The sequence below is a fragment of the Mycoplana sp. BE70 genome (assembly GCF_031455855.1).
In the GTDB taxonomy this organism is placed as follows: Bacteria; Pseudomonadota; Alphaproteobacteria; order Rhizobiales; family Rhizobiaceae; genus Mycoplana.
The window spans coordinates 74,371-96,587 of sequence record NZ_JAVDTM010000006.1 but is presented as its reverse complement, the minus strand read 5'-3'; the positions used below and the strand labels follow the sequence as shown (position 1 = coordinate 96,587).

Genomic DNA, 22,217 nt, shown 5'->3' with positions numbered 1-22,217 from the left:
TCACCGCGCCTTGGCGGAAAACCACGACAGGACGATGGATAGCGCCGTGCCGACGCAGGCGCTGGCGACAATGAGGAGGTGGGCATTGATCGCCGCCTCCGCCATCATCGCAACAGCAGCCCTGTCACGCTCGGCACCGAACGCAACAGCACCGGCCGTGATGCCGGCCGGATAGGTGCCGACGCCACCCGGCGCATGCAGGGGCAGGACCGAGGACAGTTCGCCGCCGAGCGCCCCGCCGAACGTGGCGGAAAGCGGCGTCACCCCGAGCAGGCCGAGCACCCAGGCGAGCACGACCACCTTCACCGCCCAATTCAGCACCGTAAAGACCCAGGCGCGGACGAAGCCCGCTGCGTTCGCCGGGACGCCGGCCTCGACTTCCTCCAGCAGCTTTTCCAGTTTCTGCGGCAAGGTGCCGTTCAGGTGCCGGAAAATCGGACCCTTGGCAGCAAAGAACGCCAGCGGCGAGACGAGGAACGCACCCCAGGCGAGCCAGGCCGCGGTCGTATATTGCGCACTCAGCACCAGGCCGACGCCGGCGGCGGCGCAAAGTGCGTGCAGGTCCAGGAGCCGCATGACGAGCAGCGCCGCCGTCGCGCGCGGCAATGGCACGGCAAATTGCGAGCGCATCAGGAGCGGGAAGCTCGTCTCTCCTGCCCGGAAAGGCAGCATGATATTGAGGAGGTTATGAACCTGGGTCAGACGGAACAGCTCCAGGAAGCGCCCCGCGGTGTCGGCCGGAAAGTAGTCATAGATGCGCTGGGCACGTACGAGGTAGGTTGCGGTCAGCAGCAGAAGGGCGGAAATCGCGGTCCCGGCGCCCACCCTCGCCCATTGGGAAAGCAGCTGTTCCCAACCCCAACGCCATTCGACGAAACCGACATAGGCGGCGAGACAGGCCAGCGCCAGCAGGCTCGTGGCGTGGCGGGAAAGCCAGGATCGACGACTGGAATTTTGCACGGAAGTCATTTTAGCTTGCTATCGTGTCCGCATACAATATTAGCAATGTGCTGTCCTCGTTGGAGTGCACGCCTGTCGTATCACGACACACAGTCTGAGAGAACGCAGTCGAATTGAAGTAATGCAATTGCCGGCCGGGAAAGGGATCCAATTGCTGGACGAAACGCAGGCAGTGACCGCGGTGAGGCCGGAGCGCCCCGCGATCGAAATCTCGATCGTCGTTCCCGTCTTCAACGAAGAAGAGAGCGTTGAACTGCTGATCGACCGCATCGGCGAGGCCATGCAGGGCTTCGACAAGGCCTGGGAACTGATCCTCGTCGACGACGGCAGCACCGATGGCACACTCGCCAGGGCCCGCGGCTTGATTGATCGTCCTGGCTTGGAAATGGCCGTCATCGAGCTGCAGCGCAACTTCGGCCAGACCGCCGCCATGCAGGCCGGCATCGATGCAGCAAGCGGTCGCCTGATCGCAACCCTCGACGGCGACCTCCAGAACGATCCGCGCGACATCCGTGCCATGGCAAAGGCCCTGGAGGATCGCCAGCTCGATCTTCTGGTCGGCTGGCGCAAGAACCGCAAGGATGGGCTCTTCCTGCGCAAGATTCCCTCCTGGTGTGCCAACGCACTGATCGGACGGATCACCGGCGTTCGCCTGCACGACTACGGTTGCAGCCTCAAGGTCTATCGCGCCTCGATCATCAAACAGGTCAAACTGATGGGCGAGATGCACCGTTTCATCCCCGCCTGGGTGGCCGGCGTCGTCCCGAGCTCGCGGATCGGCGAGATGGTCGTCACGCACCATCCGCGGATGTTGGGCACATCGAAATACGGCATTTCCCGCACCTTCCGGGTGATACTGGACCTTCTGTCCGTGCTGTTCTTCATGCGCTACAAGGCGCGCCCCGGCCATTTCTTCGGCTCGATCGGGCTGGCTGCCGGCGCTGTCAGCGCACTTATCCTCACCTATCTCTTCATAGACAAATTTGCCTTCGGCACCGACATCGGCACGCGGCCGCTGTTTCTCGTCGGCGTGATGTTGTTTCTTTCGTCGATCCAGCTCATCACCACCGGCATCCTCGCCGAAATGATGGCCCGCACCTATTTCCGCGACGACGACACACCGAACTACGTCATCCGGCAGACCTTCCGGCAGTCGTTGTGACGTCTATGACCAAACGCCCCCTTGGGGCCGTCTTCATCCTGTTGGCGCTCTATTTTGCGCTGCAGGTGATTTTGCGCGTGTCACTGCCGCATGCCCTGGAACTGGACGAAGCCGAGCAGATCTTCTTCGCTCAGTGGCAGCAGCTCGGCTACGGCCCGCAACCCCCTCTTTACAACTGGCTGCAGACAGCAATGTTCGCAGCAATCGGCCCCTCGGTATTGGGGCTTGCGCTGCTGAAGAACGCGATCCTGTTCTCGTGCTACGTATTCCTCGGCCTCGCGGCCACAATCGCGTTGAAGGATGCCCGTCTGCAGGCGATTTCGGTGCTTGGTCTGCTGACCTTGCCCCAGGTCTCCTTCATGGCACAACAGGATCTAACCCACACCGTAGCCCTGCTTGCCGCCTCCGCGATGCTTATTTACGCGCTCTTCCTGACGATCCGTTACGGAAGTGTCGCGGCCTACGCGCTTGCCGGGCTCGCTACCGGTCTTGGCTTTCTCGCCAAGTACAATTTCATTCTCTTGCCCCTGGCAGCCCTCCTGTCCATGGGCATGGATCGGCACTTTCGCGAACGGGTGTTCGATCGCCGCATCCTTGTCGCAGTCGCCGTCGCCTGCGTCGTCGTCCTGCCGCACGGGTCATGGCTCATCAACAACCTCCAGTCCGCCGCTGCGGGTACCCTGGACAAGATGTCGACCAATGCAGCGTCCGGACCGCTTGGCGCGATTTTGACTGGTCTTGCCTCGCTATCAGTGGCGATCGCCGCCTTCTCGGCGCTTGCGCTGGTCGTCTTCGTTGCAGTGCTCGGCAAGAACACCGCGACGGTTTTGCGCGCGCAAACGCCAACGACGAAGATGATCGAGCGCATGCTCTTGATCATCCTCGTCGGACTGATCGCAATCATCGTCGCAACGGGAAGTACGAAGGTTAGGGAGAGATGGCTCGATCCGTTCCTTCTCATCCTGCCACTTTACCTTTGCATGAAGATCGAGGCGGCGGGGTTGGCGGAACGGGTTGCAAGGAAGCGGCTGTTTCCGATTGCCGCCGTCATTCTCGTCATCGTTCCAGCAATCCTGGCTGTACGTGTGATCGCCGCGCCAGTGATCGGCCGATACACCAAGATCAACGTGCCCGTCGACACATTCGCGACGAAGCTTCTGGACGAGGCGCGCCACGAACCGGGCCTCGTTGTCGCATCCGACAGGCACTTGGCAGGCAACTTGCGCCTCACCATGCATGGCCTGCCGGTTCTGGCCGCCGGCATGCCGAATTTTGACCTTCCCTTCGTCTGGAGTACGGATCGCCCGATCCTGCTCGCATGGCGCAAGCCTGAGAGCCCGGTCGGTATCCCTGACGAAATCACAGCCTGGTTGCGCGATCGTCCGCAAATGAGCAACGCCATCATCGTTCCGGGCGAAATTACCCTGCCCTACCATTTTGGCCGCCGTGGCGACACCTATGGCTTCGGTTATGCGTGGGTGTATCCATCGCGCGACTGAGGCAGGTGGAAAAGCACCTTTCAGCGGATCAGGTGTCCAAAGCAATACGGGCCCGGCATCAAAGCGATGCCGGGCCCGTTGAATTAAAGGAGAGTCCCCTCAGCCCTTCATCACCTTCCACGCATGATCGAGCCCCTTGCGGGTGATGACGATCATCTGGTCGATCTCGCCACGGGTGATGACGAGCGGCGGCGAATAGAGCATGCGATCGGCCGTCGCGCGCAGTACCAGGCCGTTGGCGAGGCAGTGGTTGCGGACCTCGACACCGGCCCGTTCGCGATCCTCGAACCGCGCGCGGGTTTCCTTGTCCTCGGCAAGTTGGACCGCAGCCATCAGACCGACCGACTGCGTCTGCCCGACCATAGGATGATCCTCCAGCGACTTCAGGCCGGCCGCGAGATAAGGGCCGACGTCGTCGCGGACGCGCTCGACCAGCTTCTCCTCCTCGATGATGCGCAGGTTTTCCAGCGCCGCTGCGGCGCAAACCGGATGGCCGGAATAGGTGAAGCCGTGGTTGAAGTCGCCGACTTCATTGACCAGCACGTCAGCGACGCGATCGTTGACCATGACGCCGCCGATCGGCAGGTAGCCGGAGGAGAGACCCTTGGCGATCGGCGCAAGGTCGGGCTCGACGCCGAAATGCTGGTGACCGAACCAGCTGCCGGTGCGGCCGAAACCGCAGATCACCTCGTCGGTGACGAGCAGGATGTTGCGCGCCTTGCAGATGCGGGCGATTTCCGGCCAGTAGGTTTCCGGCGGCACGATGACGCCGGCTGCGCCCTGGATCGGCTCGGCGACGAAGGCTGCGACGTTGTCCTCGCCCAACTCGTCGATCTTCGCCTCCAGTTCACGCGCCATCTTGAGGCCGAAATCAGCCGGAGACAGATCCCCGCCCTCGCCGTACCAATAGGGCTGGCCGATGTGGACGATGCCGGCGATCGGCAGATCGCCCTGCTCGTGCATCCATTTCATGCCGCCGAGCGAGGCGCCGGCGACGGTCGAGCCGTGGTAGCCGTTGACGCGGGCGATCACCGTCTTCTTCGACGGCTTGCCCATGGCGGCCCAGTAGACACGCGCCATGCGGAACCAGGTGTCGTTGGCTTCCGAACCGGAGCCGGTGAAGAAGACGCGATTGATGTTCGGCCCGGCATGGGCGGTGATCTTCTGTGCCAGCAGCACCGTCGGCGGCGTCGTGGTGCCGAAGAAGGTGTTGTAGTACGTCAGCTCGTTCATCTGCTTGTAGACGGCGTCGGCAATCTCCCTGCGCCCGTAGCCGATGTTGACGCACCACAGACCGGCAAAGCCATCGAGATACTTCTTGCCGTGGTTGTCATAGATGTAGCAGCCTTCACCGCGCTCGATGATACGGGTGCCGGCCGCATTCAGCTTTTTCATGTCGGAGAAGGGGTGAAGATGATGGGCAGCATCGAGGGCGCCGAGATTGGAGACGGCAGCAGGCATAGTCGACATGAATGGCATCCTTGGGTTTCACAGGGTTCTCGCCAATTCCACCTCAGACCGGCGAAAGCTCCCTGACGCATTGAACGACGGGTCAGAATGGGTTAGGAAAATGCCCACCTGACAGGCATTTGGCAATAGAGCGGCACAAGAATCGCTCACCGCTGACCGATCTGTGAACAACCCGCCAGAGTGAAAATTGACCATGATCAACGAAAACCCGGTGGCTGGCACCACGCCCGCCAATGCTCCCTCCCGTATCGAAATCCTGCTCGTCGGCATGAACGGCGATCTGCGCGGAAAGCAGGTCCCGATCGAGGCGGAAAAGAAGGTCTGGGAAGGGACCGTCCGCCTGCCCTCGTCCACCCAGTCGCTCGACATCTGGGGCGACGACAACGACGACATCACCGGGCTGTCTATCTCGATCGGAGACCCCGACGGCAATTGCATTCCCGACCGCCGCTCGCTCGCCGCCTTGCCTTGGGCGCCGGCCGGCTCGAAGCAGGTGCTCGCCACCATGCACGAACTCGACGGCACGCCGAGCTTCATGTGCCCGCGCGCGATCCTGGCAAACCTGCTGAAGCGTTTCGAAGAGCGCGGACTGACCCCGGTCGTTGCCACCGAACTGGAGTTCTACGTGGTCCAGGACGATTGGCGTGTCACCGGCAAGCCGCGCCCGCCGGAGCGGCTGATGTACCGCGACCAGCCGAACGGCTTCCAGCTCTACGACATGGGCGCCGTCGACGCGCTCGAGGACTACCTGCAAACGCTGCGCACCTGGGCGCGCGACATGGAACTTCCGGCAGACGCCACCACGGCGGAGTTCGGCCATGGGCAGTTCGAGATCAACCTCCTGCACCGGCCCGACGCGCTCGCCGCCGCCGATGACTGCATCTATCTCAAGCGCGTCGCCGAGCAGGCCGCGCGCCGGCACGGGCTGAAATCCACCTGCATGGCCAAGCCCTACGCCGACCAGGCCGGCTCCGGCCTGCACGTGCACGCCAGCATCATCGACAGGGACGGCCGCAACATCCTCGACGCCAAGGGCGGCGATCCGAAGAAGCTGACGTCGATCTGCGCCGGCATGCTGAAGACGATGCGCGACGCGCAGCTGATCTTTGCGCCCTTTGCCAACTCCTACCGCCGCTTCCAGCCGGGCTCGTTCGCGCCGGTGGACATCGACTGGGGCTTCGGTCATCGCGGCACGGCGATCCGCATTCCGGACAAGGACGGCCCCGCCGCCCGTGTCGAGCACCGGGTCGCCGGCGCGGACGTCAACCCATACCTGCTCTTGACGGCCATCCTCGGCGGCATCCTGCTCGGCCTGGACGAAGACCTCGACCCCGGCCCGGCGACGGAACCCGGCAAGGATCCGGTGGGAGTCGGGCGGCTGACGCACGACTTCCTGACGGCAGTCGAGGACTTTTCCGCCTCGCCCTTCATCGCCGACGTGTTCGGCCCGGCCTACCAGAAGCTCTATGGCGACACCAAGCGCAAGGAAGCGATCACCTACCTGCGTACGGTCTCCGACTTCGACTACCAGACGTACCTGCCGCGGATTTGAGGCTTCAGGCGGCCGCTTGCGGCTTTATCGTCGATTGTGCCGCTACCCGCGGCACGATCACCTTCAACTCACCGGCGTGCAGCCGCAACGAGACGTCGCGGCCCATCGGCAGCAATTCGCCGTCGATGACGCAGTTGACGGCGCGATCGATCCTGGGGAAGTGCAGATCGACGGCGCTGCCGGTCATCTCGGTGACGGCCGTGTTTTCCCGCAACCGTCCGCGCAGGATATCGTAGGCCAGGCGAGCGACGCCCGAGGTCGTCAGCGGCTGTGCGACATAAAAACCGAGGTGACCGCCCGTGACGGCATCGGCATAGAGCAGCGAGTCGTTGCCGAAGCGGTTGTTCGATACATTGATCGCAGAGACTGTCCGGTGCTCGCGCAAACCGTCGACGTCGAACTCGACCTCGAATTGCGGCGGGTCCAGCATGACGCCGATCGCCGCGCGAACATTGGCGATGATCTTGCCGGGCCGCGAGCGGTAGGTCATGGCATTGCGCAACCGCACCATGCGCGCATGCAACCCTGCGGAAAACTGATGGACGAAGGCGCGGCCATTGGCGCTGCCGATATCGGCATCGGTCACGGTTCCGTCGGCGAGCGCATCGACCGCCTGCCAGATATTGAGCGGGATGCGCAACGAGCGGGCGAACAGGTTCATGGTGCCCGCCGGCACAACTCCCAGACAGATGCCGCTCTCCCAGGCGAACCCAGCCGCTGCCGAGATCGTGCCGTCACCGCCGCCGGCAAGCATCGCGTCCAGATCGGTCCGCCCGGCGCAACGGCGCAGCGCCATCTCGATATCTGCACCCTCGACGACATCGCAATCGAGATGATGCCCCGCGGCGGCGAAGACGGTCTCGGCATGCCGCACATAGGCTTCCATGTCGGTGGTGCGGAAGGTGCCGCCGTCCTTGTTGAAAATCGCCTGGATCCGCATCTTTGTTCTCCGACCTTCGCGCCAACGCCCTCCCCGCAACGTTCCAGGCAATTAAACAGTTGCAAAGCGGCAAAATAGCAGCAGAGGCCGAGAACGTCCGTCCCGTGGACGCAACAGCAGTCCTGCCATGCAAAAAATAGCGATAGGAATTACCGCGAACGGTGCTACGTTTGCCGCGACCGCGTGCTTCGCGGACCGATCTTATTGTTTTCCCAAGCATGGCCGTCGGCCGGACGTCTGCAAGGCACCCAGGAGGAGGGTTGCGGCGCGAACTCCGCCTGTCTGCCGCGCGTTGGGCCATCACACGGAAGACGACGTGACCGAACTGCGCATCCGCTCGAACGCTGCCCCCTCCTCCGGGCAGCCCGCCCTCTCCGCCCTGTCCGTCGCACTGATCATCGTCGCGCTTGCCGTCGGCAGCTTCGGCATCGGAACAGGCGAATTCGCGATCATGGGACTGTTGCCCGACGTCGCGACGACGTTCGGCGTCACCAATGCACAGGCCGGCTACGTCATCAGCGCCTATGCGTTCGGCGTGGTCGTCGGGGCGCCTGTTCTTGCGGTCATTGGCGCGCGGTTCCGCCGGCGCGACCTGCTTCTGGCATTCATGGCGGTGTTCGCGATCGGCAACATCGCGAGCGCACTTGCGCCCACGTTCGAGAGCTTCATCCTGATGCGTTTTTTGACCGGCCTGCCGCACGGCGCCTATTTCGGCGTGGCGGCGCTGGTTGCCGCGTCGATGGTGCCGGCAAACAGGCGCACGCAGGCGGTCGGCAAGGTCATGCTCGGGCTGACGCTGGCCACCCTGATCGGCACCCCGCTCGCCGCCTTCTTCGGCCAGATTCTCGACTGGCAGTACATGTTTGCCGCCGTCGGCGTCACCGGCGTCCTCACCGTCATCCTGATCGCCATCTTCCTGCCGCGCGACGAGGCCCCGGTCGGCATCAACGCCTTTACGGAGCTGGAAGCGCTGAAACGCAAGCAGGTGTGGCTGACGCTCGGGATCGCCGCGACCGGCTTCTGCGGCATGTTCGCTGTCTTCACCTACATCTCGCCGATCGTCACCGAAGTTGCCGGCCTTTCGCTTTCCATGGTGCCGGTCATCATGGCGGTGTTCGGCTCGGGCATGATCGTCGGCAACATTTTTGGCGCCAAGCTTGCCGACCTTTCTCTGGTGCGCACGATCGGATGGACGCTGTCCATCTATTTCCTCGTGCTCGTCACCCTGTCGCTGACGGCCCACATTCCGGCGATGCTGTTCATCTGCTGCTTCCTGATCGGCTGCAGCTTCGTCGTCGGCCCGGCCCTGCAGACGCGCCTGATGGACGTTGCCGGCAACGCGCAGACGCTCGCCGCTGCGCTGAACCATTCGGCCTTCAACGTCGCCAATGCGCTCGGCGCGCTGTTTGGCGGCCTCGCGATCGGCCACGGTTACGGCTACGCCTCGATGGGCTTTGTCGGTGCGATCATGGCCGTGTGCGGCTTCGCCGTCTTCTCGGTCTCCGTCGCCCTCGAGCGCCGCGACCGGGACATCGCCGCGCTCTCCGCCTGCCCGGCGGAATAGCCGCCCGCAAAACGGGTGTTACCTCGGTGACACCCGCGAACTTTCACTCTGTTAGACGTGTTCACACCGGCCCGCACAACTGATCCGGAAGGATCGACCGGGTCGACACTGGGGCCCGCAGTCGGCACCCGAAGAACCAACATGTCACTCGGAGATTGAAATGCCTCGCTTTATCGACTCGCTCACCGGTTCAGACTGGTTCGGCTACTTCGCCCGCATCGTGCTGACCTCGATGTTCTGGATGAGTGGCCTCGCAAAACTTCTCGACTTCGACGCCGGCATCGCGGAGATGGCTCATTTCGGACTGGAACCGGCCCCCTTCTTCAACGTCGCGGTCGCACTGACGCAACTCTTCGGCTCCGCCTTCGTCATCGCCAATCGGCTGACCTGGCTGGGCGCCGGCATGCTGGCCGTCTTCACCGCGCTGACCATTCCGATCGCGCATGCCTTCTGGACCATGGAAGAGCCGATCCGCACGCTGGAATTCTACTTCGTGGCGGAACATGTCACCGTGATCGGCGCGCTGATGGTTGTCGCCTGGAAATCCAGCCACCCGGACGTCATGAACACGGTTGCCGCTGCAGCGTAGCGGCAAAAGGGGCGCCGCCCTCCCCCCACAACCCGGGGCGGCGTCCCGCTTACCGCAAGTCCGGCAACTTCAACGGACCACCGGTCTTGATCGTGCGGATCGCGAAGTTGGAACGGATGTCGGAGACGCCCGGCAGCGTCAGAAGTGTATCGGTGAGGAGCCGTTCGTAGGCCGAAAGATCGGCCACCACCACCTCCGCCAGGAAATCGGCATTACCCGAAATCAGGAAACAGGACACCACCTCGGGAATGGCCAGCAGCGCCTCCTGCTGCGACAGCGCATTGGGCAGATTGTGGCGGTCGACCTTGATCTCGACGAAAACGGTCAGACCGAGACCGACTTCCTTGCGGTCGATATCCGCCCGATATCCTTTCAGGATGCCGGTTTTTTCCAGATTGCGTATCCGGCGCAGACACGGCGACGGCGACAGGTTCACCCGCTCGGCGATCTCGACGTTGGTGGCGCGTGCATCCTCCTGGAGGATGCGCAGGATCGCGATGTCGAATTTATCAAGACTTGGCATATTTTCGACTTTCCGCCATGAATTTTAGCAGATAGTTGCGCACAATAATCGTCCATAGCCACATTTTGCAAGGACATGCTTCGGCATTCGGCAGTAGCTTTGCTCCAGAAACCTGAGGAAAGCCGCATGTCCGTCACGACTCTCTCTCCCACCGAGCGTACCTCGAGCGCGGCCGGCTATACCGGGGCGATCGTTACGGTGCTCATCTGGGCAACTTGGGTGCTGGCCACCCGGCATACCGCCTCGACGTCGCTCACCACAATCGACGTCGGCCTGCTCCGCTATGGCGTTCCCGCCATCTTTCTGGCGCCGATCTGGTTGCGCATGGGCCTGTTTCCCAAGGGCGTGCCGCTGCGGCTGATCGTGGTGATGGTCGCGGGTGCCGGCGCATTGTTCTTCCAGGTGACGGCCCATGCGCTGCACTCCACGCCGGCCGCTGCCGGCGGCATCCTGCTTGGCGGCTCGATGCCGCTCGCAACCGCCGTCATCGGCATCGTTCTGTTCGGCGAACGTCCGGACCGGATGCGCGTGCTGGGTCTCGTCGCGATCCTCGCGGGGCTTGCGATCCTGCTCGGAAAAGCCGTCGTGACGGGCGGGATGACGCTCGCAGGCTTCGTGCTGCTGCCGCTTGGCGGGCTGCTGTGGGCCGGCTACACACACGCCTTTCGGCGCTCCGGCCTGTCGCCGTTGCAAGGCGGCGCCCTGATCACAACCTGGTCGACGCTCATTCACCTCGCGCTGGCAGCGTTCTTCGGCACGACGCTCGCCGCCGCGCCGCTGTCGGAAGTGGCGGTGCAGTTCACCAGCCAGGGGATCCTCTCCGGCCTTGTCGCCACCTTCGCCTATGGGACAGCCATTCGCGCCCTCGGCGGCACGCAGGCGGCGGCGTTCACGGCAATCACGCCGGTGCTGGTGACGCTTGGCGGCGGATTGCTGCTCGGCGAGCCGCTGGGCATGACGGAAATGGTCGCTGCCGTCGTCACCGGTGCCGGCGTCGCACTCTCCACCGGCATCCTGTCGAAGCGGGCGTGAGGCCGCCGCAGCGCGAACGAAACAGGCCCCGGCGAGCAATCTCCGGGGCCTTTCGGACTAGTATCGCTGGCGCTGCGCGCGCCCCCTGCCTCCGACCAGGGCCTTCGGGCTAGTATCACTGGCGCTGCGCGCGCCCCTGCCCCGTCACCCCGGACCTGATCCGGGGTCCAGTCGTGCCGCGTCGGCGGCGCATAGGAGTCATTGCGCTCAAGGACTTGAGCGCGCTGGATGCCGGGTCAAGCCCGGCATGACGGAACGCTTCGGGCGCGCTCGTGTCCGCCGAATCAACCCTTACCCATGCACGATCTCACGGTGGCGCTGCAGGCGCTTGCCATAGGCCTGGCTGACGCGGTCGAAGATGATGGCGATGCCGACAATGGCCAGGCCATTGAAGATGCCGAGGGTGAAGTACTGGTTGGCGATGGCCTTAAGCACCGGCTGGCCGAGCCCCTGCACGCCGATCATCGAGGCGATCACCACCATGGCCAACGCCATCATGATCGTCTGGTTGATGCCGGCCATGATGGTCGGCAGCGCCAGCGGCATCTGCACGTTCTTCAGTTTCTGCCAGTTCGAGGAACCGAAGGCGTCCGCCGCCTCCAGAACGTCCTTGTCGACCAGTCGGATGCCGAGATTGGTCAGGCGAATCATCGGCGGGATCGCATAGATGACCACGGCGATCAGGCCGGGCACCTTGCCGATGCCGAGCAGCATGACGACCGGGATCAGATAGACGAAACTCGGCATGGTCTGCATCACGTCGAGGATTGGATTGACCATGTTCTGGACGCGATCGGAGCGCGACATGATAATCCCGAGCGGAATGCCGATCGCGATCGACAACACGGTACAGACGAAGATCATCGAGATCGTCTTCATCGTGTCGTCCCACATGTCGAAATAGCCGATGACAAGCAAGGTGCCGATGCAGCCGGCGACGATCTTCCAGTTGCGGCTGGCAAACCAGGCGATGAGCGCGATCGCGATCAACACGATCGGCCAGGGCGTGCGCGTCATCAGCCGCTCGGACTGGATCAAGAAGAACTGCAACGGCTCGAAGAAGGACTCGATGGCGTCGCCATAGGCGCGCGTGAAGGACCTGAACCCTTCATCGATCATCTTCTTCAACGCGCGCAGCGAGTCATCGTTCATGTGCGGAAAGCTGGTGAGCCAGTCCATGCTATTTCCCCTTTTTTCGTTGTCTTGCGCCAACCGGCGGTCTTCCGGTGGCGGAAAAGACGACAGGCGGCGCGATGGTCGCGCCGCCTGCAGTCAAACCTTGCAAATCAAAGGGATGCCTTGATCTTCTCGGCTGCGTCCGGCGACACCCAGGGGGTCCAGAGCGCTTCGTTTTCCTTCAGGAAGTGCTTGGCGCCATCCTCGCCGCTCGCCTGGTTGTCGGTCATCCAGGCCATCAGCTTGTTGACCGTGTCGTTGGACCAGGAACGCTTGTTCAGGTAATCCATGACGTCGGAGCCGGCGCGCTCGGAGAAGCTCTTGGTGACGAGCGTCTGCACCTTGTCCTTCGGCCAGTCGTTCTTCTTCGGGTCCGGGCAATCGGCGACGGTGTTGCAGCGCTTCCACTCGGCCTCATCGAAGGGCACGCCATGCTCGAGCTTTACCATCTCGTACTTGCCGAGAAGGGCAGTCGGCGCCCAGTAGTAGCCGACCCAACCCTGCTGGCGCTCATAAGCCTTGGCGATCGAGCCGTCGAGGCCGGCAGCAGAACCGGTGTCGACCAGGTTGAAGCCAGCCGCCTCGCCGCCATAGGCCTTGAAGAACTGCGTCGTTGCCAGCGTGCCACCCCAGCCCTGCGGGCCGTTGTGAACCGCGCCCTTGCTGGAATCTTCCGGATCCGGGAACAGTTCCGGATGCTTCAGCGCGTCGTCGATCGTCTTGATGTCGGGATGGGCGTCGGCGATGTACTTCGGAATCCACCAGCCCTGGACGGCAGCGTCGGACAGAGCAACCGCAGCGCCCACCAGTTTGCCCTCTTCCAGACCGCGATTGACCACGTCGGGCAGCAGGTCGACCCAGCCTTCCGGCGCCAGGTCGGGATCGCCCTTTTCGATCATCGAGGTGATGGTCGGAACGGTATCACCGACGATGACTTCGGCGTTGCAGCCGTAGCCTTCGCTGAGAATGATCTTGTCGAGGCTCGCCAGGACCTCGGCGCTCTGCCAGTTCATGCTGGCGATCGTGACGTCGCCGCACTCGGCCGATGCCGCGCTCGCCATGCCAAACAGGCCAAAGGCGAGACAGGTGGTTGCAAGCAGGTGTTTCATGTCGGTTCCCTCTTAATCAACGGCGGTGTTACACCCCCGATGTCCGACTGCACCGCCGCAACCGGCATCATGATCCATTGCGAAGCTTCGCCGGCCACTCCCGCCAGCGAAATTGGATCTGCTCCGCATGAAGGAGTTTTGCAGGAGTGTGGAGGAATGTCGATCAATAAGCGCCCGAGACTGGCCCGGTTGCGCCATCGATGGCGAATTTCGCCGGCACTCCGATTGAAATTTAACGCAGGCCCCACGCTATGCGGGTAGAGCACCTAATCCGATGATTGAATTTGATTTTTTACAGGTACAGGGCCGGTTCAGGCCTGCAGCACGACCACCTGCCCACCCACTTTGACGCGTTCGTAGAGGTCGACCACGTCATGATTGAGCATGCGGATGCAGCCACTCGACATGGCGAGTCCGATCGACTGCGGTTGATTGGTGCCATGGATGCGGAACATGGTGTCGTTGCCACCGCGATAGAGGTAGATGGCGCGAGCGCCAAGCGGATTGCTTGGCCCGCCTTCCATCCCACCGGCATACTTCTGGTACCGGCCCGGGTCGCGACCGATCATGTTCGGCGTCGGTGTCCAGTTCGGCCATTCCGCCTTGCGGCCGATGGCGGCGTTGCCGGACAGCGCCAGGCCGGCACGTCCCACGCCAACGCCATAGCGCATGGCCCGACCGTCACCGAGCACGTAATAGAGCCGGCGTGCCGGCGTATCGACGACGACGGTGCCGGGCGCGTGGGCCGTCTCATAGGCGACTTCCTGGCGGCGCAATTCCGGCTTCACCTTTTCCAGCGGCATCGGCTGCAGCGGAAACTTTTCGTCCGGCAGCGCTGCATAGTTGGCCTGGTGATTCGGCGCATTGGTCGAGCAGCCGGCGAGAAGGGCAGATGCGCCCAACAGCAGGCCACGGCGGGAAATTGACATAAAATATTCCTTAAGATTCGGTTGGCGCGGCGAACCTAGGAAATTTATGGTTAATGCCCGGTTAAGCTGCAGAAACTGCAAAAGAAGCCAAAGAGTTGAGCGCTCGCACAACGGCAATTGCGAACGCTCGCACCTGCGTTGCAACCATGGATCGATGCGCTGCAACGCAATAAGGGCAGCCCTCCCCACGTTTCAGGTGGTGGATGGCCGCCCATTCACGACTGGTCCGTATGGGCCGGACTGAACATCACATGTTCGGATAAACCGGCCCTTCGCCACCCTGTGGCGGCACCCAGTTGATGTTCTGGTTGGGGTCCTTGATGTCACAGGTCTTGCAGTGAACGCAGTTCTGGGCGTTGATGACGAAGACGTCCTGGCCGTCCTTCTGCACCCACTCGTAGACGCCGGCCGGACAGTAGCGCGTCGACGGCCCGGCAAAGACATCGAGTTCCGAGGTCTTCTGCAGTTCCGGGTTTTTCACCTGCAGGTGGATCGGCTGGTCTTCCTCGTGGTTGGTGTTCGACAAAAACACCGAGGAAAGACGGTCGAAGGTCAGGACGCCATCCGGCTTCGGATAGTCGATCTTCTGGTGCTTTTCCGCCGGCTCCAAGCTAGCGGCATCGGTCTTGCCGTGCTTGAGCGTGCCGAAGAACGAGAAGCCGAACACCGTGTTGGTCCACATGTCGAGACCGCCGAGCGCGACGCCGACCGCGGTACCGAACTTCGACCACAGCGGCTTGACGTTTCGGACCTTCTTCAGGTCCTGGCCGATCGCGCTGTCGCGCCAGCCGTTTTCGATCTCGACCGGCTCGTCATGGGCGCGGCCGGCGGCGATCGCGTCAGCGAGCTTCTCGGCAGCGAGCATGCCGGAGAGCACGGCGTTGTGGCTGCCCTTGATGCGCGGCACGTTGACGAAGCCGGCCGAACAGCCGATCAATGCGCCGCCGGGGAACGACAGCTTCGGCACCGACTGGTAGCCGCCCTCGGTGATGGCGCGGGCGCCATAAGACAGGCGCTTGCCGCCCTCGAAGGTGCCGCGGATCGCCGGGTGCGTCTTGAAGCGCTGGAACTCCTCGAACGGGTAGAGCCACGGGTTCTTGTAGTTCAGGTGGACGACGAAGCCGACGGCGACGAGGTTGTCTTCCAGGTGATAGAGGAACGAGCCACCACCGGTCTTCATGCCGAGCGGCCAGCCGAACGAGTGCTGGACGAGCCCCGGCTTGTGGTGCTCCGGCTTGACTTCCCAGAGTTCCTTCAGGCCGATGCCGAATTTTTGCGGCTCGCGGTCCTTCTGCAGATCGAACTTGGAAATCAGCTGCTTGGCGAGCGAGCCGCGCACGCCCTCGCCGATCAGCGTGTACTTGCCGAGCAGCGCCATGCCGCGGGTGTAGTTCGGCCCCGGCTCGCCGTCGCGGCCGATGCCCATGTCGCCGGTGGCGACGCCGATCACCGCACCCTCGTCGTTGTAGAGCACTTCGGTGGCGGCAAAGCCCGGATAGATCTCGACGCCCAGCGCCTCGGCGTGGGTGGCAAGCCAGCGACAGACGTTGCCGAGCGACACGATGTAGTTGCCGTGATTGTTCATCAGCGGCGGCATGGCGAAGTTCGGCAGACGGACAGAGCCGGCGGGGCCGAGAAGCAGGAACTGATCGTCCGTCACCTGGGTCTTGAAAGGATGATCGGCCTCCTCGCGCCAGCCCGGCAGCAGCCGGTCGATGCCGATCGGATCGACGACGGCGCCGGACAGGATGTGCGCGCCGACTTCGGCGCCCTTCTCGAGAACGACGACCGACAGCTCCGGATTGACCTGCTTCAGCCGGATCGCCGCAGCCAGGCCGGCAGGCCCCGCGCCGACGATCACCACGTCGAATTCCATGCTCTCGCGCTCGGGAAGGTCCATCGCCTCAGTCATCTTATCTTGCCTCCAGATTCAGCCGTCCCCCGACAGCCAACCATGTGTTGGATTTTCTCATGACAAATGCACAAAGTCTTGTCGAGCCAAGCTGCGACACTCATTCATCGCATTTGTGCATAAGATGATGCGGCAACAGGCAAATCGGCTCATTGCGGCCGAAAAATGCCATTACCGATCGTCGCACGCCGACCGCAAAATGTACTTCGTGCGGCTGATCCGCCTTGCTTTTGCCCGCCCGCCATGGGAGGAGGCGCGCCCCTCCGCCCTTTCCCGCATTGGATAGCTCATGACGACCGCGTTCGGCCTCGATTTCGGCACCACCAATTCGGTTTTGGCGACTGCCTGCGGCACATCGACGCAGTCGGTGCGACTGGACACGCCGGTTGGCGAAGCCGACACGTTGCGGACGGCCCTCTCCTTCCTGAAGAAGAACGCGCACGAACTTTCCTTCGAGGCCGGCCAGGCGGCGATCGCCCAGTTCATCGACAATCCCGGCGAATGCCGCTTCCTCCAGTCGATCAAGACGTTTGCTGCCTCGCCGCTGTTCCAGGGCACATTGGTCTTTGCCAAGCGCTACCAGTTCGAAGACATCATGCATGCCTTCCTGTCGCGACTCCGGGACTATGCTGGTGCGGCCTTCGACGGCCAAGCCGGACGCGTGGTTGTCGGGCGCCCCGTGCGCTTTGCCGGCAGCAACCCGGACGAAGCGCTGGCAACTGAGCGGTACAACGCGGCGCTGACCCGCTTCGGCTTTCCGGAGATCCACCACGTCTACGAACCGGTCGCCGCCGCTTTCTACTTCGCCCGCAACCTCGACCGCGATGCCACCGTGCTCGTCGCCGATTTCGGCGGCGGCACCACCGACTACTCGCTGATCCGCTTCGAAAGCCATGCCGGGCGGCTCACGGCGACCCCGCTCGGCCATTCCGGCGTCGGCGTCGCCGGCGACAATTTCGATTTCCGCATCATCGACAACATCGTCTCGCCTGTCATCGGCAAGGGCACGCGGTTCAAGAGCTTCGACAAGCTGCTCGAAGTGCCCTCCGGCTACTATGCGAATTTCGGGCGCTGGAACCAGTTGTCGATCTTCAAGACGCTGCGCGACTTCGCCGAACTGAAGAAACTGGTGCGGGTCAGCCTCGAGCCGGAAAAGCTGGAGGCTTTCGTCGATCTGATCGAGCACGACGAGGGCTATCCGCTCTATCAGGCGGTGTCGGCGACGAAGATGCGCCTTTCCACCGCCGAGGAGACGGAATTTTCCTTCGGCCCGCTCGGCGACAAGGCCACGCGGACCGTCCTTCGGTCCGACTTCGAGCAATGGATCGCTCCCGAACTGGAGCGGATCGAGGATGCGCTCGACGACGTGCTCGCCAAGACCAACACCGAAAGCGGCGACATCGACAAGGTGTTCCTGACCGGCGGCACCTCGTTCGTCCCGGCGGTGCGGCGGCTGTTCGAGCAACGCTTCGCCCGTGACCGGATCGAGAGCGGCGGAGAACTGCTGTCGATCGCCCACGGGCTGGCATTGATCGGCGAGCGCGACGATATCGCCGACTGGACGGCCAAGCTCTCTTGACCATCCGCCGGGAAAAGTCGTTGATATAACACTTTGAAATGTTGCACGATTTCAAGCAAGGCCGTTTTCGGCCAGAAATGTGCGCGCTAAGAGCATTTGCAACGGCAGCAAGGAGGGCAGACATGGATCTCGGCATCAAGGGAAAGCGGGCATTGGTGCTGGCCTCCTCGCGCGGACTGGGCCGCGGCATAGCCGTGTCACTGGCACGCGAGGGTGCCGATGTGCTGCTGTGCGGTCGCAACACCGACGAACTGGCCCGCAACTGCGCGGCGATCAACGCCGAGGGGAACGGCAGGGCCTCCTTTGCCCAGGCCGACCTTTTTGAAGGCGACGTCGTCGAGACGCTGGTCGCAGCCGTCGCGGAAAAGCTCGGCGGGCTCGACATCCTCGTCAACAACTCCGGCGGCCCGACGCCGGGATCGAGCGAGGACATGTCGGCCGAACTGCTCGAAAACTACTTCAACGCGATGGTGCTGCGGCTGATCACCCTGACAAACCGCTTCGTGCCGGAGATGAAGCAGCAACGTTGGGGCCGCATTCTGACGGTCGCATCGGGCGGCGTGATCGAGCCGATACCCGGCCTTGCGCTTTCCAACACGCTGCGCCCGGCACTGGCCGGCTGGTCGAAGACGCTGGCGAGCGAAGTCGCCCAATACGGCGTCACCTCCAACCTGCTCCTGCCGGGCAGCATTTTCACCGATCGGCTCAAGAGCCTCGATGCCGCCGCGGCCCAGCGCAGCGGCAAGTCGGTCGAAGAGGTGCAAGCCGAATCGGAACAGGCCATCCCGGCGCGCCGCTACGGCACCGTCGAAGAGTTTGCGGCCACGGCGGCCTTCCTGTGCAGCCAGCCGGCAAGCTACGTCACCGGAAGCATCATTCGTTGTGACGGCGGCGCGGCCCGCTCCGTCTGATACCGTTTGCCCCGGGCGCTGATCGAACGCGCACCCGACGGCCTGCATATCAACTGCGAAAAACGCCGCAGCAATGCCATGGCTTGCCGCCGCCGATGTCATTCCTGTATGGCTAAAGGATGATCTCCGCTTCCGACCTCGACGCCGCCGAACTGGCCGCCCTGCTCGCGTTTCACGCGGACGCGGGCGTGGAGTGGCTGCTCGAAGACAAGGCGATCGACCGGATCGCGGAATTCGAGGCAATGCGCGCCGCGCACGCGGCCCGGCAAGGCGCGGCCGACACTGCCGCTCGTTCCGAAAGCGGTTCGGCCAGGCGAACCGACAACGCCTCCGGCAGGGGGGCGCAGCCGACACGCCGCGAGCCGGCGCCGGTCGCACCCGCTGTCGCCATTCCGGACAGCCAAGCCGTCGCCGATGCCGCCTTTGTCGCAAGCAGCGCCCGCTCGCTTGCGGAACTGAAGACGGCCATGGAAGCCTTCACCGGCTGCAACCTGAAGAACAGCGCCCGCGGTCTGGTCTTCGCCGAGGGCAATCCGCGACCGGCGGTCATGGTGATCGGGCCGATGCCCAATGCGGACGACGACCGCGAGGGGTTACCCTTCTCCGGGCGACAGGGCGCGATGCTGGACCGCATGCTCGGCGGCATTGGCTTGAGCCGCGCCGACGCGCTTCTGACCAACATCATCCCCTGGCGCCCGCCCGGCAACCGCGTGCCGTCGGCAGCGGAAAGCGACATCTGCCGGCCTTTCATCGAACGTCAAATCGAGCTGGCCGAGCCGAACCACCTGTTGATCTTCGGCAATTTCTCTGCCCGCTTTTTCTTCGGCGGAACGCAGACCATTCACCAGTTGCGCGGCGATTGGCGCGAGGTCGTCGTCGGCGGACGAACGATCCCGGCATTTGCCACACTGCATCCGCAGGATCTGGCCGCGGCGCCCATCAGCAAGCGGCTTGCCTGGCAGGACCTGCTTGCTTTCCGCGCCGGGACCATATCGTCAGTCGACCAATCCGGGTGACACAGAGCGGCGGCGCTTCCACCATTTCGTGATGGTTGCTCGAACGCATCCGAGCCGTTCGATTCGCGTAGATAGATGAACCTGAAGTGACCGAAGCCATGAAAATTGCGCATGTCAGCTGGGCACAATGTCGCATTGCAATATTCATGCTGCACTGCGATATGCAGACCGGGAGGACAGATTAAGGATATCGAATCATGACTGCCCGCCTTCGCCCCATCCATTCGAGCTTCGAGACGCTGCGCTATGTCGGCTTCCGTCCGGCCAATGGTTTCGGTGGCTTGCGTGCTCCGGCTGTTGAACAGCTGACCGCCTCCGGTTACGCCCGCATCAATCGCCCCGCGAGCATTTACGCCGACTTCATCCAGCGCTGAGGCGCGGACAACGAAAGACCGCCATTCGGCCGAACCTTTCGCCGAGAACGGACCGGAGTCCTACGATGACACGACTGCGCAAACTCATGTTGGACCTGCAGGACATTCGCGCCGCAGTGAACGCCGCACGCGAATACAACGTGCTCGTCTCGCTGCCGCCCGATGCGGCCCAGCGGCGCGATCCGCTCAAGGCGTTCATGCCGAACTGACCGAGCAGCGGCCCATGGAAAGCAAAAGCAGGGGTGCTTCGGCGCCCCTTTGTTTATTGACAAAGCCCTGCTCCAATCCTTCATTTTGGCAGCGCCAATTTGGTCCGTTATGCCGGACCTAATCCGGCATCCAGCCTGTTTGAGCAACAAAATACTCTTTAGCACCGCAGAAGCGACGGTGCTGGATCCCGGATCAGTTTCCGGGGTGACGCAAGGAGGGCGCGCTCCGTTAGGACAGCCACTCCGTCAGCATTCCGGGCAGCGGTTCGGCGCCCCTTCGTTTGCGTCAACGATTGTCGCAATGGACAGCGTCAACGAGCTTGTTTAACAGCCACACTCGTCCTGTCCGTCTATGCCATCCCGGCGTGCGCAATCTCCTTCGGAATATTCATGCTGACGAGTCTCGTCCCCTTCGTGAGCCTCCTTGTGTCCACGCTGTTGATGATGGTGGCGTTCGGATTGCAGAGCTACGTCATCCCCGTGCGCTCGGTGGCGGAGGGCTGGTCGACGCAGACGATCACCTGGATCGCCACCGGCTACACGCTCGGCTTCACCGTCTCGTGCATCGTCACGCCGAAGTTTGTCCTGGCGGTCGGCCATGTTCGCGTCTTCGTGGCGCTGGTGACGCTGCTTTCGACCGCCATCCTTCTCTGCTCGCTGGTGGTGGACTGGCGCGCCTGGATGCTGTTTCGCGCCATCTCCGGCTTTGCCATTTCCGGCAGCTACCTCATCATCGAGAGCTGGCTGAACGAACGGGTGACGAACGAGAACCGCGCCTCGATCTTCTCGCTGTACGTGATGACCACCATGGTCGGCGGCATTGGCGGCCAGTATCTGGTACCGCTCGGCGATCCGACCAACACCTCGCTGTTCATCCTGTGCGCCATCATTTTTTCCGTCTCGTTGCTTCCGACGGCGCTGACCTCGTCACCGCTGCCCGCGCCCCCCACGCAGGCACGCTTCAATGTGCTCAAGCTGTATAGGCGCTCCCCCGTCGCCGTCGTTGGCGCCTTCCTGGCCGGGGCGCTCTCCGGGGGCTGGCTCAACCTCGGCGGCGTCTTTACTCAACGGATCGGGCTGACGACCGCACAGGGCGCGACACTGCTTGCTGCCGTTCTCGTCGGCAGCGCGCTGTCGCAAATCCCGATCGGACGCGCCTCGGATCGCATGGACCGGCGATTGGTGATGGTCGCGTGCGGCCTCGTCGGCGTCGTCTCGTGCCTTGCTATGATGGCCGCGCAGGGCAGTTCGCCGGCCGTGCTCTATGTCATGGCAGCTGCGGTCGGGTCGGTGATCTTTCCGATCTACGCGCTGAACGTGGCGCATGCGAACGATCTCGCCAAGCCGGACGAATACGTCGAGGTTTCCTCCGGAATGATGATCGTCTACGGCGTGGGCACGATCTCCGGCCCGCTGATGGTTGGGCCGATCATGGACCGGTTCGGGCCGAGTTCACTGTTTGCCGTTTTCACCCTGTATTTTGCGCTCTACGGCGGCTATGCCGCATGGCGGATCATGCGTCGCGACGCAGCGAGCGGCATGGTGGCCAAGACCGATTTCCGCGCGATGCCGGTGCAGCCGGTCGGGGCGGAGGCCGCCGTCGTGGCTTCGCCTGCTGATGGTGCAAGCGACATTGTCGAGGACACGACCACGCCGCAGTGGAACAAGGCGTAAGCGCGCGCAGTCCCCGCAAGGAACCCCGGTGAGCGCC

At 63.2% G+C, this 22,217-nt stretch carries 20 protein-coding genes; 12 read left to right on the top strand and 8 right to left on the bottom strand.

The features are described from left to right. On the bottom strand, positions 1 to 969 hold the full coding sequence (locus tag J2Y48_RS12585) for a lysylphosphatidylglycerol synthase domain-containing protein (RefSeq protein ID WP_310418082.1): 969 nt from the start codon (positions 967 to 969) through the stop codon (positions 1 to 3). A 142-nt stretch (positions 970 to 1,111) separates the two neighbouring features. On the opposite strand from J2Y48_RS12585, the gene J2Y48_RS12580 reads away from it, so the two are divergent. Together J2Y48_RS12580 and J2Y48_RS12575 are read left to right on the top strand one after the other, a co-directional pair. Next, positions 1,112 to 2,122 (top strand): glycosyltransferase family 2 protein, encoded by a 1,011-nt coding sequence (locus J2Y48_RS12580; protein WP_405030221.1) that lies wholly within the window; start codon positions 1,112 to 1,114, stop codon positions 2,120 to 2,122. 5 nt (positions 2,123 to 2,127) lie between these two features. After that, complete coding sequence (locus tag J2Y48_RS12575; protein ID WP_310418079.1) at positions 2,128 to 3,621, top strand: glycosyltransferase family 39 protein; 1,494 nt, start codon at positions 2,128 to 2,130, stop codon at positions 3,619 to 3,621. Positions 3,622 to 3,720: 99 nt separating this feature from the next. Here the strand turns inward: J2Y48_RS12575 and J2Y48_RS12570 are convergent, their stop codons facing one another. Continuing rightward, positions 3,721 to 5,082: an aspartate aminotransferase family protein gene (locus J2Y48_RS12570; protein WP_405030227.1), complete on the bottom strand. Its 1,362-nt coding sequence runs from the start codon at positions 5,080 to 5,082 to the stop codon at positions 3,721 to 3,723. A 202-nt stretch (positions 5,083 to 5,284) separates the two neighbouring features. Between J2Y48_RS12570 and J2Y48_RS12565 the strand changes: the two genes are divergently transcribed. Beyond that, positions 5,285 to 6,643 (top strand): glutamine synthetase family protein, encoded by a 1,359-nt coding sequence (locus tag J2Y48_RS12565; RefSeq protein ID WP_310418845.1) that lies wholly within the window; start codon positions 5,285 to 5,287, stop codon positions 6,641 to 6,643. Between the two features lie 4 nt (positions 6,644 to 6,647). Here J2Y48_RS12565 and J2Y48_RS12560 read toward each other — a convergent pair whose 3' ends face one another. Next, positions 6,648 to 7,583 carry a diacylglycerol kinase family lipid kinase gene (locus tag J2Y48_RS12560; protein WP_310418072.1) on the bottom strand — a complete coding sequence of 312 codons (936 nt, stop codon included), beginning with the start codon at positions 7,581 to 7,583 and terminating at the stop codon, positions 6,648 to 6,650. A gap of 316 nt (positions 7,584 to 7,899) precedes the next feature. On the opposite strand from J2Y48_RS12560, the gene J2Y48_RS12555 reads away from it, so the two are divergent. Beyond that, a complete protein-coding gene (locus J2Y48_RS12555; RefSeq protein ID WP_405030220.1) occupies positions 7,900 to 9,147 on the top strand; it encodes an MFS transporter in 1,248 nt (415 codons plus the stop codon). A 160-nt stretch (positions 9,148 to 9,307) separates the two neighbouring features. Next, positions 9,308 to 9,736: a DoxX family protein gene (locus tag J2Y48_RS12550; protein ID WP_310418069.1), complete on the top strand. Its 429-nt coding sequence runs from the start codon at positions 9,308 to 9,310 to the stop codon at positions 9,734 to 9,736. Between the two features lie 49 nt (positions 9,737 to 9,785). Here J2Y48_RS12550 and J2Y48_RS12545 read toward each other — a convergent pair whose 3' ends face one another. After that, complete coding sequence (locus J2Y48_RS12545) at positions 9,786 to 10,259, bottom strand: Lrp/AsnC family transcriptional regulator (RefSeq protein WP_310418066.1); 474 nt, start codon at positions 10,257 to 10,259, stop codon at positions 9,786 to 9,788. Between the two features lie 126 nt (positions 10,260 to 10,385). Here J2Y48_RS12545 and J2Y48_RS12540 point away from each other — a divergent pair, with 126 nt between their 5' ends. Further along, positions 10,386 to 11,291: a DMT family transporter gene (locus tag J2Y48_RS12540; protein WP_310418061.1), complete on the top strand. Its 906-nt coding sequence runs from the start codon at positions 10,386 to 10,388 to the stop codon at positions 11,289 to 11,291. A 291-nt stretch (positions 11,292 to 11,582) separates the two neighbouring features. On the opposite strand, the gene J2Y48_RS12535 is transcribed toward J2Y48_RS12540, so the two are convergent. From J2Y48_RS12535 to J2Y48_RS12520, 4 genes are all read right to left on the bottom strand, one after another. Further along, the gene (locus J2Y48_RS12535; RefSeq protein ID WP_310418059.1) at positions 11,583 to 12,470 is read right to left on the bottom strand and encodes a proline/glycine betaine ABC transporter permease; all 888 of its coding nucleotides are present in this window, start codon (positions 12,468 to 12,470) and stop codon (positions 11,583 to 11,585) included. Positions 12,471 to 12,577: 107 nt separating this feature from the next. Then, entirely contained in the window at positions 12,578 to 13,576 is a 999-nt protein-coding gene (locus J2Y48_RS12530) for an ABC transporter substrate-binding protein (RefSeq protein ID WP_310418056.1), read from the bottom strand. Between the two features lie 311 nt (positions 13,577 to 13,887). Next, positions 13,888 to 14,505, bottom strand: coding sequence for a L,D-transpeptidase (locus tag J2Y48_RS12525; protein ID WP_310418053.1), 618 nt, complete (start codon positions 14,503 to 14,505; stop codon positions 13,888 to 13,890). Positions 14,506 to 14,752: 247 nt separating this feature from the next. Continuing rightward, on the bottom strand, positions 14,753 to 16,417 hold the full coding sequence (locus J2Y48_RS12520; protein ID WP_310418050.1) for an electron transfer flavoprotein-ubiquinone oxidoreductase: 1,665 nt from the start codon (positions 16,415 to 16,417) through the stop codon (positions 14,753 to 14,755). 289 nt (positions 16,418 to 16,706) lie between these two features. Between J2Y48_RS12520 and J2Y48_RS12515 the strand changes: the two genes are divergently transcribed. The 6 genes from J2Y48_RS12515 to J2Y48_RS12490 all read left to right on the top strand — a co-directional run bounded on the left by J2Y48_RS12515 (position 16,707) and on the right by J2Y48_RS12490 (position 22,180). After that, on the top strand, positions 16,707 to 17,996 hold the full coding sequence (locus J2Y48_RS12515) for an Hsp70 family protein (protein ID WP_310418048.1): 1,290 nt from the start codon (positions 16,707 to 16,709) through the stop codon (positions 17,994 to 17,996). Positions 17,997 to 18,118: 122 nt separating this feature from the next. Then, complete coding sequence (locus J2Y48_RS12510) at positions 18,119 to 18,907, top strand: SDR family oxidoreductase (RefSeq protein WP_310418045.1); 789 nt, start codon at positions 18,119 to 18,121, stop codon at positions 18,905 to 18,907. Positions 18,908 to 19,026: 119 nt separating this feature from the next. After that, entirely contained in the window at positions 19,027 to 19,923 is an 897-nt protein-coding gene (locus tag J2Y48_RS12505; RefSeq protein WP_310418040.1) for a uracil-DNA glycosylase, read from the top strand. Positions 19,924 to 20,120: 197 nt separating this feature from the next. Further along, positions 20,121 to 20,297, top strand: a complete 177-nt coding sequence (locus J2Y48_RS12500; RefSeq protein ID WP_310418037.1) for a hypothetical protein — start codon at positions 20,121 to 20,123, stop codon at positions 20,295 to 20,297. A gap of 65 nt (positions 20,298 to 20,362) precedes the next feature. Beyond that, positions 20,363 to 20,506 (top strand): hypothetical protein, encoded by a 144-nt coding sequence (locus J2Y48_RS12495; RefSeq protein ID WP_310418034.1) that lies wholly within the window; start codon positions 20,363 to 20,365, stop codon positions 20,504 to 20,506. Positions 20,507 to 20,896: 390 nt separating this feature from the next. Beyond that, positions 20,897 to 22,180 carry an MFS transporter gene (locus J2Y48_RS12490; protein ID WP_310418031.1) on the top strand — a complete coding sequence of 428 codons (1,284 nt, stop codon included), beginning with the start codon at positions 20,897 to 20,899 and terminating at the stop codon, positions 22,178 to 22,180. Positions 22,181 to 22,217: the final 37 nt, after the last annotated feature.